The organism is Flavihumibacter solisilvae (genome assembly GCF_000814475.1).
Classification (GTDB): Bacteria; Bacteroidota; Bacteroidia; order Chitinophagales; family Chitinophagaceae; genus Flavihumibacter; species Flavihumibacter solisilvae.
The window spans coordinates 97,369-114,033 of sequence record NZ_JSVC01000008.1 but is presented as its reverse complement, the minus strand read 5'-3'; the positions used below and the strand labels follow the sequence as shown (position 1 = coordinate 114,033).

At 47.7% G+C, this 16,665-nt stretch carries 14 protein-coding genes; 8 read left to right on the top strand and 6 right to left on the bottom strand.

What is annotated here, in order from left to right; genetic code table 11:
• Nucleotides 1-12 precede the first annotated feature (12 nt).
• The 3 genes from OI18_RS07640 to OI18_RS23700 all read left to right on the top strand — a co-directional run bounded on the left by OI18_RS07640 (nucleotide 13) and on the right by OI18_RS23700 (nucleotide 4,088).
• Nucleotides 13-1,473 (top strand): TlpA family protein disulfide reductase, encoded by a 1,461-nt coding sequence (locus OI18_RS07640; RefSeq protein ID WP_039138636.1) that lies wholly within the window; start codon nucleotides 13-15, stop codon nucleotides 1,471-1,473.
• Between the two features lie 3 nt (nucleotides 1,474-1,476).
• Nucleotides 1,477-3,330: a peptidylprolyl isomerase gene (locus OI18_RS07635; RefSeq protein ID WP_039138635.1), complete on the top strand. Its 1,854-nt coding sequence runs from the start codon at nucleotides 1,477-1,479 to the stop codon at nucleotides 3,328-3,330.
• Between the two features lie 62 nt (nucleotides 3,331-3,392).
• A complete protein-coding gene (locus OI18_RS23700; RefSeq protein ID WP_052272978.1) occupies nucleotides 3,393-4,088 on the top strand; it encodes a porin family protein in 696 nt (231 codons plus the stop codon).
• A gap of 101 nt (nucleotides 4,089-4,189) precedes the next feature.
• Here OI18_RS23700 and metF read toward each other — a convergent pair whose 3' ends face one another.
• Complete coding sequence (gene metF / locus OI18_RS07625) at nucleotides 4,190-5,143, bottom strand: methylenetetrahydrofolate reductase [NAD(P)H] (RefSeq protein ID WP_039138633.1); 954 nt, start codon at nucleotides 5,141-5,143, stop codon at nucleotides 4,190-4,192.
• Between the two features lie 86 nt (nucleotides 5,144-5,229).
• On the opposite strand from metF, the gene lptB reads away from it, so the two are divergent.
• The 3 genes from lptB to fabG are packed head-to-tail and all read left to right on the top strand — an operon-like array spanning nucleotide 5,230 to nucleotide 8,343.
• The gene (gene lptB, locus OI18_RS07620) at nucleotides 5,230-6,015 is read left to right on the top strand and encodes an LPS export ABC transporter ATP-binding protein (protein WP_039138632.1); all 786 of its coding nucleotides are present in this window, start codon (nucleotides 5,230-5,232) and stop codon (nucleotides 6,013-6,015) included.
• Between the two features lie 30 nt (nucleotides 6,016-6,045).
• Nucleotides 6,046-7,551, top strand: a complete 1,506-nt coding sequence (locus OI18_RS07615) for a GH3 auxin-responsive promoter family protein (protein WP_039138630.1) — start codon at nucleotides 6,046-6,048, stop codon at nucleotides 7,549-7,551.
• A gap of 36 nt (nucleotides 7,552-7,587) precedes the next feature.
• Nucleotides 7,588-8,343, top strand: a complete 756-nt coding sequence (gene fabG, locus OI18_RS07610) for a 3-oxoacyl-[acyl-carrier-protein] reductase (RefSeq protein ID WP_039138629.1) — start codon at nucleotides 7,588-7,590, stop codon at nucleotides 8,341-8,343.
• Between the two features lie 4 nt (nucleotides 8,344-8,347).
• Here the strand turns inward: fabG and OI18_RS07605 are convergent, their stop codons facing one another.
• Genes OI18_RS07605 through OI18_RS07595 form a run of 3 tightly spaced genes read right to left on the bottom strand, consistent with a single transcriptional unit; the run spans nucleotide 8,348 to nucleotide 12,759 of the window.
• Nucleotides 8,348-9,013 (bottom strand): sterol desaturase family protein, encoded by a 666-nt coding sequence (locus tag OI18_RS07605; protein ID WP_039138628.1) that lies wholly within the window; start codon nucleotides 9,011-9,013, stop codon nucleotides 8,348-8,350.
• 35 nt (nucleotides 9,014-9,048) lie between these two features.
• Nucleotides 9,049-11,502: a bifunctional glycoside hydrolase family 9 protein/polysaccharide deacetylase gene (locus OI18_RS07600; RefSeq protein ID WP_039138627.1), complete on the bottom strand. Its 2,454-nt coding sequence runs from the start codon at nucleotides 11,500-11,502 to the stop codon at nucleotides 9,049-9,051.
• Nucleotides 11,503-11,508: 6 nt separating this feature from the next.
• The gene (locus tag OI18_RS07595; protein WP_039138625.1) at nucleotides 11,509-12,759 is read right to left on the bottom strand and encodes a serine hydrolase; all 1,251 of its coding nucleotides are present in this window, start codon (nucleotides 12,757-12,759) and stop codon (nucleotides 11,509-11,511) included.
• A gap of 48 nt (nucleotides 12,760-12,807) precedes the next feature.
• On the opposite strand from OI18_RS07595, the gene OI18_RS07590 reads away from it, so the two are divergent.
• Entirely contained in the window at nucleotides 12,808-13,812 is a 1,005-nt protein-coding gene (locus OI18_RS07590) for a fumarylacetoacetate hydrolase family protein (protein ID WP_039138623.1), read from the top strand.
• Nucleotides 13,813-13,818: 6 nt separating this feature from the next.
• Nucleotides 13,819-14,700 (top strand): flavin reductase family protein, encoded by an 882-nt coding sequence (locus OI18_RS07585; protein WP_039138622.1) that lies wholly within the window; start codon nucleotides 13,819-13,821, stop codon nucleotides 14,698-14,700.
• Nucleotides 14,701-14,712: 12 nt separating this feature from the next.
• Here the strand turns inward: OI18_RS07585 and OI18_RS07580 are convergent, their stop codons facing one another.
• Both OI18_RS07580 and OI18_RS07575 read right to left on the bottom strand, forming a co-directional pair.
• Nucleotides 14,713-15,744: a glycosyltransferase family protein gene (locus OI18_RS07580; RefSeq protein WP_052272977.1), complete on the bottom strand. Its 1,032-nt coding sequence runs from the start codon at nucleotides 15,742-15,744 to the stop codon at nucleotides 14,713-14,715.
• A 14-nt stretch (nucleotides 15,745-15,758) separates the two neighbouring features.
• Entirely contained in the window at nucleotides 15,759-16,595 is an 837-nt protein-coding gene (locus tag OI18_RS07575) for a UDP-2,3-diacylglucosamine diphosphatase (RefSeq protein WP_039138620.1), read from the bottom strand.
• Between the last annotated feature and the right edge of the window lie 70 nt (nucleotides 16,596-16,665).

The window sequence follows — 16,665 nt, the reverse complement described above, 5'->3', positions numbered from 1 at the left end:
TCAATCAACCAGATGAAAAACCGGTTACAACAGCTTGTTATATTATTGATTTGTTTAATAGTTTTAAATGCAGGTGCTGTTTCACAGACGAGTGCAGGATACCGGGTCGATGTAAGCATCAACGCTTACGAGGGTCAGTGGATGTACCTGGGATACCATTACGGAAAGGTAAAAGCGCTGGCTGATTCGGCAATGGTCAAAGCTGGCAGGGCAGTATTTAACAGTAACCGGCCACTTCCCGGTGGAATCTATTTTGTGGTCTCGCCCAAAAAGGAGTTGTTATTCGAAGTGCTGGTTGACAAGGAGCAGCAGTTTTCAATAACGGCAGACACAGCACGTTTGGGCGAACCTGCCTTTTCCGGAACCAGGGATAATTACGACTTCCAGGCTTACACCAAATACATCCAGCAACGTGGAACTGCCATTTCTGCCTTACAGAAAAAACTGGCGGAGTCGAAGTCGGCCACAGATTCAGCCCAGTTGCAGAAGCAGATGAAGGAACTTAACAGCGAGATTTTCAAATACCGTACGGACTACATAAAAAACTCCCCGGGCAGTTTCTTATCGGCGCTTTTTTCTGCTTTACAGGAACCGCAGATCCCGCCGGCAGCCCAGCACCCGGGGGGCAAATATGATTCAGCGTATGCCTACAGGTACTTCAAAGCTCACTACTGGGATGGAATTTCATTGTCTGATGAGCGATTGCTGCGTACGCCGTTCTTTGAATCGAGGGTAGAAAGGTATTTCCAGACATTGGTATCACCAGAACCCGATTCCATTAAAAAAGAGATCGACCAGTTCCTGTTGCAGACTCGGCCTTCCCGTGAAATGTACAAGTTCCTGCTTACGCAGTTTGTACAGAAATACATTAACCCGCAGTATATGGGCCAGGATGCTGTGTTCGTTTACCTGTTTGAAAAGTATATCAATAATAAGCCGGATGTAGACTGGTTTACGGAGAAATACAAAAAGTACATCTACGACCGCGCATACTCCCTGATGGCAAATCTCATTGGCAACCCCGCATGGGATATTGCCATGAGTGACAGCTCGGGAAAATTGTCGACCCTGTACGAAACAAATGCCCGCTTTACAATCATCTGTTTCTGGGACCCGACCTGTGGTCATTGTAAAGAGATGGTCCCAAAACTGGATTCACTGTACCAGAACAAGTGGAAGAAGCAGGGGGTTAAAATATTTGGTGTGATGACGGAAGGTGGAAAGGACAACTGGCTTACCTATATCCGCGAACACAATCTGAAAGACTGGGTCCACGTTTACCAGACTGAAAGTCAGCGGCAGGCGGAGCGGGATTCAGGCAAACCTGGCTTCAGGCAACTTTATGATGTTTACCAGACACCGGTACTTTACCTGCTCGATGAAAACAAGCGGATCATTGCCAAAAAGCTGACCTATGAGCAGATGGACGAAGTGCTGACGCTCAAGCTAAAGCAAAAATCCGCCAACAGGTAATCTATGGGAAAACAGTTTCTCCTTTGCATACTCTTCCTGTGTGCCCTATTTTCTACCGGAAACGGTCAGGCGCTTTTTACCTATGGTCCCTACAAGGTTGACAAAAAGGAATTTATTGCGGCATACAAAAAGAACAATGCCGGCTCGCTGAAGGACAGTGCTGCAGTTAAGCAATACCTGGATCTTTATATCAGGTATAAACTGAAAGTACGTGCGGCATACGAGATGAAGCTCGATACGCTTCCCCAGCTTAGAATTGAATTCGGGGACTTCTGTTACCAGCTTGCGAAGAGTTACCTGGTTGATGACGGTGTTATGAATGCGTTGGTATCAGAAGCATTGGCCAACAGTACCCGGGACATCCGGATTTCCCATATCTACATCCCATACACTGGCAGCGACAGCGCAGCAGCCAGGGACAAAGCTGGCAAGGCCATGTCGCAATTACGGAACGGTGACTCGTTTGAATCCGTAGCGCTTTCATTTTCGGAGGACGCCGGCGTACGGGAAAACAAGGGCGACCTGGGATGGATCACAACCTTTACCCTGCCCTATGCCCTTGAGCAGCTTGCCTACCAGACAGCATTGAACGAAAACAGTGCATTGTACAAGAGCACCAATGCCTATCATCTTTTTCGCCGTACGGCAGAAAGGCCTGCCGCAGGAAGGATCCAGGTTGCCCAGATCCTTTTCGCAGTTCCGGCCGGATCACCAGGGAAACAGCGCGACAGTGTAATGCGCCAGGCTGATTCTGTGTACAATGCGCTGAAAAACGGCGCGGATTTCGCGCAGCTGGCCCTTGCTTACAGTGCTGACGACGCAACATATAACAACCAGGGATTACTGGAGGCCTTCGAGCCAGGAACCTATAGTCCCGCGTTCGAAGACCAGGCATATTCCCTTTCCGCCGATGGCGACATCACCAGGCCCTTTGAGACAAGTCGTGGCATTCACATCCTTAAGCGGATCATCACTTACCCATATACGGCAGATACAACTGATGAGCAGGTGCGGGCATCCATGAAAGCGAGAGTCCTCAATGATGCGCGCAGCAAACTGGCTACCAGCCTGGTTCTGGCCACCGCAACAAAGGCAATCGGTTTTAAGCGTGGTCCTGCAACTGATGTCCAGCTGGAGAACTACTGCCGTTATTATTTTGGAATCGATCCGGCAACGGGATCGCTCGCTGACAATATGCAGGTCGCTTCAAGTCGCAGCCGGGTATATTACATCCAGGACCTGAAAGACTACCTTTCATCATGGCAGGGGCCCTATACAAAAGGGCTTGCGGAAAAGTTCCTGGAAGACATGGTCCTGGTTGAATACCAGCAGACACTTGAGAAATATAATCCCGAATTTGCTGCACAGGTGAACGAATTCCGTGATGGCAACCTGCTGTTCGAAGCCATGCAACGCAAAGTGTGGGCGAAAGCCGGCTCCGATGACGCCGTGTTAAGAAAATACTACAAGGACCACGCAGGCAAATACAAGTGGAAAGAAAGTGTGGATGCGGTTATTTTCACGGCCGCTGATGCCAGCCAGGCAAATAATTTCCGTCAGCAACTGAATGCTTCACCCTCGGAGTGGAAAAAGCTGCTGCAGGAGAATGAAGCAACTGTTCAGGCTGAATCCGGCCGCTATGAAACTGATGAACTGGCGACCCTGGAATCCAACTCAAACAGCTTTGTTCATGTACTGAAGAAACATCCTGCCGGTGAAGCGCGAAGCTTTGAAGATTCGCGTGGACTCGTGCTCAATGACTACCAGTTGCAACTGGAAAATGAATGGATAAACTCATTGAAAAAACAATTCCCCATAAAGATCAGCATTCCCGTCCTGCGTAGTATTTACAGGTAATGGCATGGTTTGTGCGTATAGCCATCTTCGTTAAAACCCATTGAATTACTAAATTAACTACCATGAAGAAAACGATGATGTTGATGATGGTCGCAGGTGCCATTGCAGCGAAAACAAACGCGCAGGACAACAAGGTGTATATCAAAGGCGGTTTCAACCTCGCCAATATTTCGACTACCAAAGACGGAGCAATAGATGATGCGAAGTACCTTCCTTCATTTCACGCCGGACTGATGGCGGATCTGCCCGTGGCGTCGATGCTTTCCGTACAAACCGGGCTGTTGTTCACAGGAAAAGGGTCAAAACTCCAGAACGGCAGCAGTGATGATGCGAGTTATTATAAAGCCACAACAAGGCCTTATTACCTCGAAGTTCCATTGAACCTTGCTGTAAATATTCCGCTTGCCGACAAGGAATCAAAGTTTTTTATCGGCGCAGGTCCATACGCAGCTATGGGTATTGCGGGTAAGAACAAAGTGGAAGGAAAGATTTTCGGCGTCGGCTTTGAATCTGAAGACAAGATCGACTTCAGCAACGATGATCCTACTACAACTGAAACTGAAGAAGGTGCAGGCATGGGAAGGATGAAGCGCTTTGATTTCGGCCTGAACGGAACAGCCGGCTTCACTTTTCACAATGTATTGCTGTCAGTGAACTACGGACACGGTCTTACCAAGATCAATTCCGGCGGCGACAACAATGCAGACGACAAGAATAAGCACAGGGTGTGGAGTCTTTCGCTGGGATTCAGCCTTTAGTGGGTACGCACTTACTGGCGATTTAGGTGTTATTAAATAGCAAATAGGTCAATGAAGTATTTCATTGACCTATTCAATTATTGATTAAATCACTTATCGAATTACACGAGTTCTTTCACCACATTCCAAATCACTTTTGGCTTTCCGAGCGTATAATAGTGTAACACCGGAACGCCGGCTTTTTTCAATTCACGGCTTTGCTGCAACAGCCACTCGGTTCCTACGATTTCCACATCTGCATCTTCTTTACATTTCATGATCTCATTTGAAAGATCGGTTGGAAGATCAACATGAAAAATCCTGGGCAGGATGCTCATCTGCTTCTTAGAGGTAATCGGCTTTAACCCGGGAAGGATCGGCACATTGATGCCAGCGGCACGGCAGCTGTCTACGAATTCAAAATACTTCTGGTTGTCGAAGAACATCTGGGTAACAATATACTCAGCGCCTGCATCCACCTTGGCCTTCAGGTAGGCAATATCGGTTGCTTTATTGGGTGCTTCGAAGTGTTTTTCCGGGTATCCGGCAACACCGATACAGAACTTTGCATTTCCATGGTTCTTCACTTCTTCTTCGAGGTAGATGCCGTTATTCAGATCCAGCACCTGTTTCAGCAGGTCAATCGCATAGCGGTTTCCACCGGACTCAGGTTCAAAGAAGGTCTCGTTTTTCGCTGCATCGCCACGGAGTACCAAAACGTTATCAATGCCCAGGAATGCCAGGTCGATCAACGCGTTTTCGGTTTCTTCCTTTGTAAACCCGCCACAGATGAGATGTGGCACCGGGTCCACATTATAATGCTGCATAATGGCAGCGCAGATGCCAACGGTTCCCGGCCGTTTCCTTACCTCGATCTTCGCAAAGGATCCATCTGCCTGCTTTTTAAACATCGTCTCACTGCGGTGATAGGTAACATTTATAAAAGATGGTTTAAACTCCATCAATGGGTCGAGGTGATTATAAATTGCACTGATGCCCTTCCCTTTCAATGGTGGTAAGATCTCAAAAGATATCAATGTTTCCTTAGCCCCGTTTATATGATCTATAACCTTCATTTGTTTTGCTTGCAGATGATTAAACTATCTACAAACTTAGGACGCCATTATGAATTAACAAGGTATTTTTGCGAAAAGCCCGGACATTGAATCTAGTTATACAAACGAATGAGCTGGTAAAAAGCTATAGTAACAGGACCGTTGTAAATCACGTATCCGTAAACGTTCAGCAGGGTGAGATCGTCGGCCTGCTCGGCCCTAACGGAGCGGGTAAGACCACCACATTCTATATGGTTGTGGGCCTGATCAGACCCGATGAGGGCAAGGTGTTCCTCAACGAAGAAGATATTACCAGCCTGCCCATGTATAAACGCGCACAATTGGGAATCGGCTATCTGCCACAGGAAGCCTCCGTTTTCAGGAGCCTGACAGTTGAAGACAATATCCGCTCAGTACTGGAAATGACCGAGCTTACCAGGCAGGAGCAAAAAAATAAGCTGGAAGAGCTGCTGGACGAATTCCGCCTTCACCACGTTCGCAAAAACAATGGTGACAGTCTTAGTGGTGGTGAAAGAAGAAGAACGGAAATAGCCCGCGCACTTGCTGTTGATCCCAAATTCATCCTGCTCGATGAGCCGTTTGCCGGTGTGGATCCCATTGCGGTAGAGGACATCCAGACTGTTGTCGCCAGGCTTAAATACAAGAATATCGGCATCCTTATTACGGACCATAACGTAAATGAAACACTATCCATCTGCGACAGGGCATACCTGCTCATTGAAGGAAAGATCTTCAAACATGGCACTGCAGAAGAACTTGCAGCTGATGAACATGTTCGCCGGCTCTACCTGGGACGCAACTTTGAGCTTAAACGAAAAGACTACCTGCACGAGGAAGTGATGAAGGGCATGAGCGATTTCCCCAAGTTTTAATACTATTTTTCAGTATTTTGCCGGTGCTGTATGAAAATTATTTCACCGGCCATATCACGCCTGGCCAGGCTTCGGCTCTGGCAGATCGAGGAATGGGTGCAAGACCCCGTTTCCGCGCAGCGTGAAGTATTGCAGGAACTCGTTACTTCAGCACAGTATACTGCATTCGGAAGACAGTTCGGGTTCAACCGGCTGTTCAATGTCAGGACCTTCAAACAGACTGTACCGGTACACGAATATGACGACCTCAAACCTTACATCGAACGCATGATGCAGGGCGAGGAAAATGTTCTCTGGAATACTCCAATCAGTTGGTTTGCAAAGAGCAGTGGCACGACAAGTGACAAAAGCAAGTTCATCCCCGTAAGCGATGAAAGCCTTGAAGAAAATCATTACCAGGGGGCAAAGGACGTGCTGACACTGCATTACCGGTCGAACCCCGATTCAGAATTATTGACGGGGAAAGGACTTGTAATCGGGGGAAGTCACCAGGTAAGCCAGTTCACGGAAGATATCAGCTATGGTGACCTGAGTGCCGTATTGCTGCAGAATTCACCCTTCTGGGGTCACTGGATCCGGACTCCGGACCTGTCGATCGCCCTCATGGATGAGTGGGAACACAAACTGGAGCAGCTGGCCCTGAATACGATCCCGGAAAATGTTACCAGTATTTCTGGTGTGCCAACATGGACCCTGGTGCTAATGAAGCGCATCCTCGAAATGACGGGCAAAAGCTGCATTGCCGAAGTATGGCCGCACCTGGAACTATATATACATGGCGGCGTATCATTTGTGCCTTACCGTGAGCAATTCAGGCAATTGATCGGTAAGGACATCCAGTACCTCGAAATGTACAATGCGAGTGAAGGTTTCTTTGCTGCACAGGACAGCCCGGACTCTGACGGCATGCTCCTGTTCACCCGGCACGGAATATTTTTTGAGTTCATGCCGATCGAAGAGTATGGCAACAGGTTTCCGCATACTGTAGGTTTGAATAAGGTGGAAATTGGCAGGAATTATGCGCCTGTAATCAGCACCAATGGCGGCCTGTGGCGTTACCTGGTTGGCGATACCATCCAGTTTACTTCGACCCGGCCCTATCGCATCAAGGTGAGCGGAAGACTGAAACATTACATCAATGCCTTTGGCGAAGAAGTGATCGTGGACAATACCGATAAAGCGGTAGCAATTGCCTGTGAAAAAACAGGAGCCCTGGTAAATGACTACACTGCCGCCCCGGTATATTTCAGTCACCATGGCAACGGCGCACACGAATGGCTGATAGAATTTGAGCAACCACCCGCAGATCTTTCCCTGTTCGCGTATGAACTCGACACTGCCCTTAAAAACATCAACAGCGATTACGAGGCAAAAAGGCACAAGGACATCGCTTTAAGGATGCCCCTGATCAAGTCTATCCGTAAAGGGCTGTTCAAGGAATGGCTGAGCCTGAAAGGCAAGCTGGGTGGACAACACAAGGTCCCGAGACTTAGCAACGACCGCAATCTGCTCGAAACCCTGCTTTCTATGCTATGATTCCTTTAGTTTTGCCCTCACTATAAATCACATCAGATGAAGTTACTGGAGAATAAAGTTGCCATAGTTACCGGCGCTGCACGAGGAATCGGAGAAGGAATTGCCACCAAGCTTGCAGAACATGGAGCGCATGTGGCATTTACGTATGTAAGTGAAGGAAGTGCACAGAAAGCAGCCGATCTCGAAGAAAAGCTGAAGGCACTGGGTGTTAATGCCAAAGCCTACCGCAGCAATGCAGGAAGCTTTGAAGAGTGCGAAACCTTCGTGAATGATGTAGTGAAGACTTTCGGTACCGTTGATGTTTGCGTAAACAATGCCGGTATCTCGAAAGATAATCTCCTCCTTAGACTCTCACCCGACCAGTGGGATGATGTTATACTCACCAACCTGAAGAGCGTTTATAACATGACCAAACAGGTGATCCGGCCGATGATGAAGGCAAAGTCGGGCAGTATCATCAATATGAGTTCGATCATTGGAATCAAGGGGAATGCCGGCCAAAGCAGTTATGCTGCCTCGAAGGCGGGAATCATCGGGTTCACCAAATCGATCGCCCTTGAGCTGGGAAGCCGCAACATCCGCTGCAATGCCATTGCTCCCGGGTTCATTGAAACAGATATGACGCATTACCTGAAGGAAGGCAATGCCGGCGATGATTTCCTCAAGAAAATCCCACTCGGACGATTCGGCAAAACCGAAGAAATTGCGAATACAACATTATTCCTTGCAAGTGATATGGGAAGTTACCTGACCGGACAGGTGCTTAGTGTTTGTGGTGGCCTGAATATCTAGTAATTCACTTGTCGACAAACATCAGGTCTTTCACTTTTTCCTTGTCTTCCTTTTCTTTTTTGAGGTCGAACATGGTTCCGAAGACATGATCCCAGATAGTTGAACTAACTCCGAAGCCTTTATGGTCATCCTTGTAGTGATGCAGGTGATGGTTACGCCATAAAGGCTTCATCCATTTAAAGGGTGGGTTCCAGGCGTGGATGGCATAGTGCATGGATCCGTAAAGCAGGTAGCCGAACATGAAGCCGGGGAAAAACAGGAAGGCATAGTTGCCCAATACCAGGTACTGGATGCCGAAGATCGCTGATGAAAGGATAATGCTGGGAACCGGAGGCATGAACAGACGCTGCCTGTCACGCGGGTAATGATGGTGGTTACCATGCATGATATAAATAAACCGTTGTGTTTTCGGACTTTCAGACATGAGGTGAAACATCCACCTGTGCATGATGTATTCAAAAAAAGTCCAGAAGAATATTCCCGCGGCAATGATGAGTGCTAAATGCCATCCCTTATAACCGAAATGTGTTGACGCATACCAGGGAAGTCCAACGATCACGGGCAGGTACATTCCCCAGATAACCAAAGGGTGTCCTTTCGTCAGCAGTTCAAGTGCGGGGTTTTCAAATAATTTTGCTTGTCCTTTGTTATTTATCTTTTCAAACCTCATAGCATTAAATAAATTGGCTACTAATGCAGTTTGGCTCAAAGCAAATCGTCAATCCTAACCAGTTGATAACCTCTTTCTTTCAACTGGAAAATTACATTTTTGATTTCATTGAAAAAAGGCTTGTCGCGCTTAGAAGTAGCTCCAATGTGAAACAGAAGGATATAACCGTTAAGTCCGTCCTTTTGTTCTTTTGATCGGATAGATTCCAGAATCGTTGCATTGTCGCGGTAATTGGCATCCTGGGGTGCAGTATAATCAGCGTGACTCAGGGTACCCGGAGTGTAGTTGATAAGTTGTTTGCCAAGGCTGCCGGTCCATTTTACAATGCTGTCGTTATACCATTCATAAGGCGGCAGGAAATACTTTGTTTTCGCAACATCGATGCCATGTTTCGCCATAGCCTTTTCATTCTCCCGAAAGTCCAACAGAAACCGGCTTTTTGTAACCAGTAAGCTGTCCCTGTTTTTCCAATCACAGTACAGCAGGTGTTTATTACTGTGAGCTCCCAGGTAGTGGCCATCGTTTTTCAGTCCGGCAATCAGCGACCTGTTCCGGGCATTGGAATAAAAATCCCCTGTCAGGAAGAAAGAAGCTTTTGTTCCGCTCTCATTAAGTGCCTCGCGGATAGTACTGCCGCCATTCGCATATTCATGGCCGGTGAAAACGATCGCGATTCGCCTGGAAGCCGCATCGCCACGGGTGATGGCGCGGGCAGCACCCGACTCTGACTCGCAGGCCGCGAGCAGGTAAACCAGCGAAGCTGTTCCGTCCATGGTCGGTTCATTGGTACTATAATCGCCGTAATCGTCGTGGTAAGTAGCCAGGTCGCTCTGAAATGGAGCATACTCGTCCGGCTCATACAACGTAAGCCCAATCAGGCTGCGGGAAATGCTGGTATAAACAGGACCGTCGACCAGTCCACCGTCAATGGGGTATTTTTTAAGGTGGGTAAATGCAGAATGCGGATCAAGGGGAGTGTCGCCATTGGCGGGAAGGCCGTAAACCATACTCGTACCCCAGGGATTACAACCAAACAGCCAGTCGATATTTGCCTGTTCGAGCTCCGCATAACTTTTGTCGCCTGTCAGCCCGCGATACCATTTGCATTGAATGGCAAAACTTGTGGTCAGGTTATTACTGCACCAGATGAAGGGAACGCCGCGATAGAATGCATTCTGCCTTGCCTTGTTCCAGACTGCTTCAATTCCTTTTTTATAGTAACCGACCAGTTCGCTCTTTTCCTTTGCCGGGGCGGTTACAGCCAGTTCACGATGTCCCAAATTGATAAACGGGTACCATTGATAATGACGTGCCGTGTCCTTTCCCAGCCACGGGGTAGTCGTTTCCATCCGTGCATATCGCATGGCAGAATCGAGCATTGCCGGCTTGTTTCCTTTTGGCAGCCGGTATGCAGAGGCAAAAGCCAGTTCCATGTCATCGGCCCAGTTGTCCTCTTCATAAAAATAGGGTGCTTTCATTGGAGCGGTCTGGCAAACACCCGGGGCTGAGATCCCGATTTTCAAGGCACTCCCGGCCCGGTCGAGCAGTGTGGATCCATAGTCAGGGTCATATTTGTTCAGCAAAGAATATCCCAGGGCGAAGGCGCTGGCAAACTTTCCCGCCGTTGATGCTTTCCCGGTTGTCCGGTTCTTGTGTTTCCCAAGTCCCTGCGGCTGACCGGTAACGAAATATACGGGTCGCTCATAACCTTTCCCGTACTGGCTGTCGAGCGAAGGAATCCTCATACTGATATGATCCCTGTCATCTGCCAGCTGATTGAACATCCAGTCACTCCGCGGATGCATTTTCAGCAGCCAGTCAAGACCCCATTTCGCTTCGTCCAGCACATCTGCCCTGCCGTTAGTTCCTTCAAGCCCGTTTGCCAGGTGCGCATCCCCGAATACAGCCGGGTAATCGCGGTAAGCCATCAGCAGGTGATAGGTAGCATTTGCAGAAGTGGTTACATACTGGAGGTAATCACTCGCATCGTGCCAGCCACCGGATACGTCCACGTGGGTACTGTCGGGCATGGGACCATACATGGTGTATCCATCATGCGTGTGGCAGGAATCTTTCAGGAAAGGATTGAACCCGCTGCGCTGCTGGCGCATATAACGCAGGCAAAAGTCAGCACTTCCGGAATAAACCTTGTCATTAATCGGGAATGATGGAGATACCGCATTTCCTGCTCTCAGTTTGAAATTTCCCGTACCACGGAACGCTGAAAAATTCAACCGGTAAGTTTGGGTAAATGGCCCGTATGTCCCAAATGGTTTGCCGGCCCTGCCTCTAAACATTACTTTTCCGTTGGCAGCATCCAATAACTCAAACTCCGTAATAACAGCATCCCGTAATGCACCCCATACAGCCACCTTGGAACCTGCAGGCAGGTAGCCCAACTGGTTGATGCGGATAAACTGGTCGGTCGTCTGTTGACCAGACACCATTAAAGCGGCTAAAAGAACAGTCCAGGTAAGGAAAAACTTCATGTGCTTTTATTTATAACTGAAACGAAAAGAGGAGAGATCGGGTGAATACTTCCGTCTCCGTTTTAGTTCATGGTCATATATTATCATTCCCAATTCCCTGAAGAAAGGATATCCTATGGTCTCATAATCGTATTTGTTATCATTCAGGATCCCGTCACTGTTCACATAGATTGTTGCACTAAGCATGAATTCAACATTATTCTGGAAATCGATGATGTAGGCTACATCGGTAAGGTAGCCATACGACCAACCTGTTTTATTGAAACTACGGATATAAGAAGGGATCTTTTGCTTTCCATCTTTGAACCAGAAGAACTTGGTATAACTTTCGAAAAACTCGCTGGTATCATACTTTGGATAAGCACTTTCACCTGGCAGCTCAGACATATAATTGAGCAGCATATTCCTGTCAGCCGGGTCGAGGCGAAACCGTTTACCTGATTCGACAGACTCCGGGAAGATAACCGATTGCAGTATTTGCTGAAGGTCCGGCAGGGGCACCGAATTGTGCGTAGTAAAATCCATTGGTGTCCGGATCAGTGAATCGTAACGGTTGTAATGTGCGTTGCCGATCAGGATCTTCTTCGAAAAATCAAATGGCTGTTCGTTGTATGATGCGGCCTGCCCATAAACCAGGTTTCCGCCGGCATCCAGGAAACGCAATGGATTACCATGCCGGTTCTGCTCTTCCGTCATCGGTACAAACCGTCGTGTGATCCGGCCCGAAGAATATCCCATCTGCTGCAACCTCGCGTTCAATGATTCCTGGCCGACAAATTCATACAACCTGTTGTATGCATCATTGTCGCTGACCACGAAGATCTTTTTGACATAATGACCAACCGAGGGCAGGCCGGTTGCAGATGTAGAATCTGTTTCTACCCTGCTTTGTCCACCAAATGCCGAATCAGTTAACATCGTGGTTCCTGTACCAAGGTTCCGGATGTTGAGATCGTTCAGCTTTTCGAGTGCCATCAGCGCAACCGGGAGCTTGACCATCGAAGCCGGATTGAAATAATCTGTGGTATCGACCCGCAGGTAATGATTACTGAATTGGGGCCGGTTCCGGGCATCGCGATCAATAACTGTATATATGATCTGGTAGTGAAATGTTTCAGGATGATCGAGTACATTCAGCAATTGCGGACTCGCTTTTTTGCGGATAAGTTTTTCCAGCTGACGGCTATTTACTGCCTGCCCGCAAACATCCGCAGCAAAAGCGCACGCCATAAAAACGGAAAAAATAATCTTATACATTATTCCTGCTATTTTTGGCCACGCAATAATACACTAAAGCAAATTAGGATGAAATTAGTTTCTTACCTGCGCGAAGGACATGACCAGTTGGGCATATATGTAGATGGTTATCTCTATGACATGGAAGTTCTTCACCCCGATCTTCCGGGCAATATGAATATGTTCCTCCAGTATTGGGATGACTCCTATCCTGTTGCATTGAGAGGTGAGCAGATGGTGAAGAACGGGCAGATCTCAAAAGATCGTGGATTCGCGATTGAGGATGCTTATATACTCGCACCGGTTCCTTTCCCTGCTTCCTGTCGTGACGGTTACGCATTCCGCCAGCACGTTGCCGCAGCACGCCGCAATCGTAATGTGCCCATGATCCCGGAGTTCGACCAATACCCGATCTTTTACTTCACCAACCATACCAGCATCCAGGGACCAGGCGATATCGTATGCATGCCAGACCATTTCGAGAAACTGGACTTTGAACTTGAAGCTTCAATTGTGATCTGTCGCGCCGGACGTAATATTCACGCAGAAAATGCAGATGAATACATCGGGGGACTGATGATCATGAATGACATGAGTGCCCGGAGACTGCAGATGGAAGAAATGCTGCTGAACCTTGGCCCTGCCAAGGGTAAGGACTTCTCCACTGTAATTGGTCCATGGCTGGTAACGCTCGACGAGCTCGAACAATATGAAGTACCCGCGAAAGAAGGACATACCGGGAAGAACTGGAACCTTCGTATGCAGTGCCGCGTTAATGGCGTGCAGGTCAGTGACGGTAATCTTGGTGATATGGACTGGACATTTGCAGAGATCATTGAACGTTGTTCATATGGTGTGACCCTGCATCCCGGCGATGTGATCGGCAGTGGTACTGTTGGAACCGGCTGCTTCCTTGAACTGAACGGTACGGGAAAACTAAACAACCCCGATTACAACGAACAGTGGTTGAAGGATGGCGATACAGTTGAACTCGAGATTGACGGACTTGGCATACTGTCTAATACTATAGTCGCAGAGCCTAATGAATACTCTATTCTCGCGCGTAAAAAATAAGTGCAGATGATTGTAGATCCTTCCCAGTTAAATCCGGTCGAATGCCAGCAATGGCTGCAGACTGCCATTGCGCCGAGACCAATTTGTTTTGCCTCTACCATTGATAAGGATGGCAATGTTAACCTTAGCCCGTTTTCGTTCTTCAATCTATTCTCTACCCGTCCACCGGTTGTGATATTTTCTCCTTCGAGAAGGGTGCGTGATAACACTATAAAACACACACTGGAAAACGTGATGGAAGTTCCCGAGGTGGTAATCAATATTGTCGACTACGACATGGTTTACCAAACCTCACTGGCGAGTTGTGAGTATCCGAGACTGGTCAGTGAATTCGGGAAAGCCGGGTTTACAGAAGAGCCTGCAACCCTGGTGAAACCACCGATGGTCAGGGAAAGCAAGGTGAAGATGGAATGCAGGGTACTCGAAATTAAATCGCTTGGCAGTGAAGGCGGTGCAGGCAACCTGGTTCTCTGCGAAATTTTACGGTTACACGTTAATGAAAGTATACTGAATGATGCCGGCACTATGATCGACCAGCGAAAGCTGCACCATGTTGCCCGACTCGGCGGTAATTGGTACTGCAAGGTTGATCCAGCAAATCTTTTTGAAGTGGAGAAACCGAATGTTAAGTTGGGGATTGGAATAGACATACTGCCGGAAGGTATCCGCAGCAGCCCGATCCTTACCGGGAATAACCTCGCCCAACTGGGCAATGTGAATGAAATGCCGGTGATCGATCCTGCCTTCGAAGATGAACGGCTAAAGAATATTTTCCAGTATTATGCCATGAATCCGGAAGAAATGGAAAAGGAACTTCACCTGTATGCAAAGGAACTGCTCGATGCACAGCGTGTCAGCGATGCCTGGCAGGTGCTCCTTGCAATTTAGGTCAACATTGACCTAAATAATTACTTCGGGCATCAACAGGTCAAGTGGTACTCCTTTTACGGGATAATTGTCCATCAGGTAGCATAACATCTCCGGGATGTTGTTGCGATAATTCATTTCAGGGCGAGGGGAAAGTGCGATCCAATTCAGGAAGTGACGTGAAAACTGCTCATCAAGCCTGTCAATTACTTTCACGCCAAGTCTTTCAAGTGCAGCTGCATTGCATAGTTGTTCATACTGCCCCCTGATGGGGATCACCATTAGTTTCTTGCCAAGGTGAAGAACTTCAGCAGGAGTTTCAAATCCAGCACCTGTAATAACGCCATAGCTGTTGATCATGCTTTCATTGAACAGTTGTCCCGACACAGGCATGAGGGTGATATTGCCTTGTTTTACAGTTTGCCTTGTTTCTTTAGAAAAGATTTCAAACCGGAACGACTTGAGTTGTGACAGGTACCGCACTACAGTTTCGTCGTTATATGCTGAAAGGTAAACGGTGATGTGTCCTTTGTTTGCCGGGGCGGCCTGGAGGATCTGCTTTTTGATTACCGGTTCAAAAATAAAATGGTCATACGCCTGGAAATGCAGTCCGATATACCCTGAAGCTTTAGCGAAATGATTCAGGATGAATTCACCGATCGCTTCCTTTTTTGCCGGCCTGGGAACAAGGTCAGACCTGAAAGATGCCTGGTGCCCGAACTGTACAGATGGAACATTCTTATAAGCGCAGGCAAGAGCAGTGAGGCATTCGAAATCATTGATCACCACATCATACTTTTCCACGGGCAACTGCCGGATCTCTTTCCAGATTCGTTGTGGATTCAGTTGCTTCGCAATTTTTGTGTAATGAAGGCTGCCTTCCGTATTGTAATGAAGGCCGAGGCCCCTGCTCCGAAACCTCACTGGCAGATCACCCTGCAGCTGACTGTTACTGCCGCTCAGGAAAATATCAACCTTTCCATATCGCTGCAGGTAAGGAAGCAGCTGCTGTGCCCTGCTGATGTGTCCGTTGCCGGTTGCCTGAACGGCGTAAAAAATCTTCATAAAAGGTTTAATGGTTAAATGGCTAATGCATTCACGTAATAATTGACTTCGTCTGTGATCACATTCAGGATCGGCACCGTGATATCATTTTTTGAATTGGCGAATTTTGATTCGTCGTGTTCATAGATGTGCCAATCGTTCTGGTAAAATTCGAGTGCTGTCATGTGTTCGACCCAATCGCCGGAGTTGAGGTACATTACTTTTCCTTTTTCCGTTTCAACACATCTTTTCTGTGGCTGGTGAATATGTCCGCAGATCACATAATCATAGTTCTTTTCAATTGCGATCTCGGCAGCTGTCATTTCAAAATCATTGATTTTGGTAACAGCCTTATTCACACTTGCCATGATAGACTTTGAAAGGGAAACACGACCTCGTCCGAAGGTTTTCATAACCGCATTGATCATCCGGTTTACGAGGATCAGGAAACCGTATCCCTTGCTGCCCAGCTTCGCCCAGAATTTTGCTGATCCGCGGGTAGTATTGTCAAATACGTCACCATGGAAGATCCAGGTCATTTTGTTATTGATCTCGATCACCAGTTTATCGGTGAGCTGGAAGTTTCCAAGTTCTATGCCCGAGTACCGGCGCATGATCTCATCGTGATTTCCCGTTATATAGATCACGCGTGTTCCGTTGGTCATCATGAACAGGATCTCCTTTACTACTGCCATATGCGAGGCAGGGAAATAATGTTTGCTGAACTGCCATCCGTCGATGATATCGCCATTCAGGATCAGCATCTGGGGAGCGATGCTCCTGAGATAATGGAGCACTTCCTTTGCTTTGCTGCCGTAGGTACCCAGGTGCAGGTCGGACAATATGGCTACATCAACTGATCTTCTTTCCATAACACTGTTTTTCAAATTTCATAAAGCAGTGTTATGTGGCCATTAAGCGGATATTATGGAATTATGAATA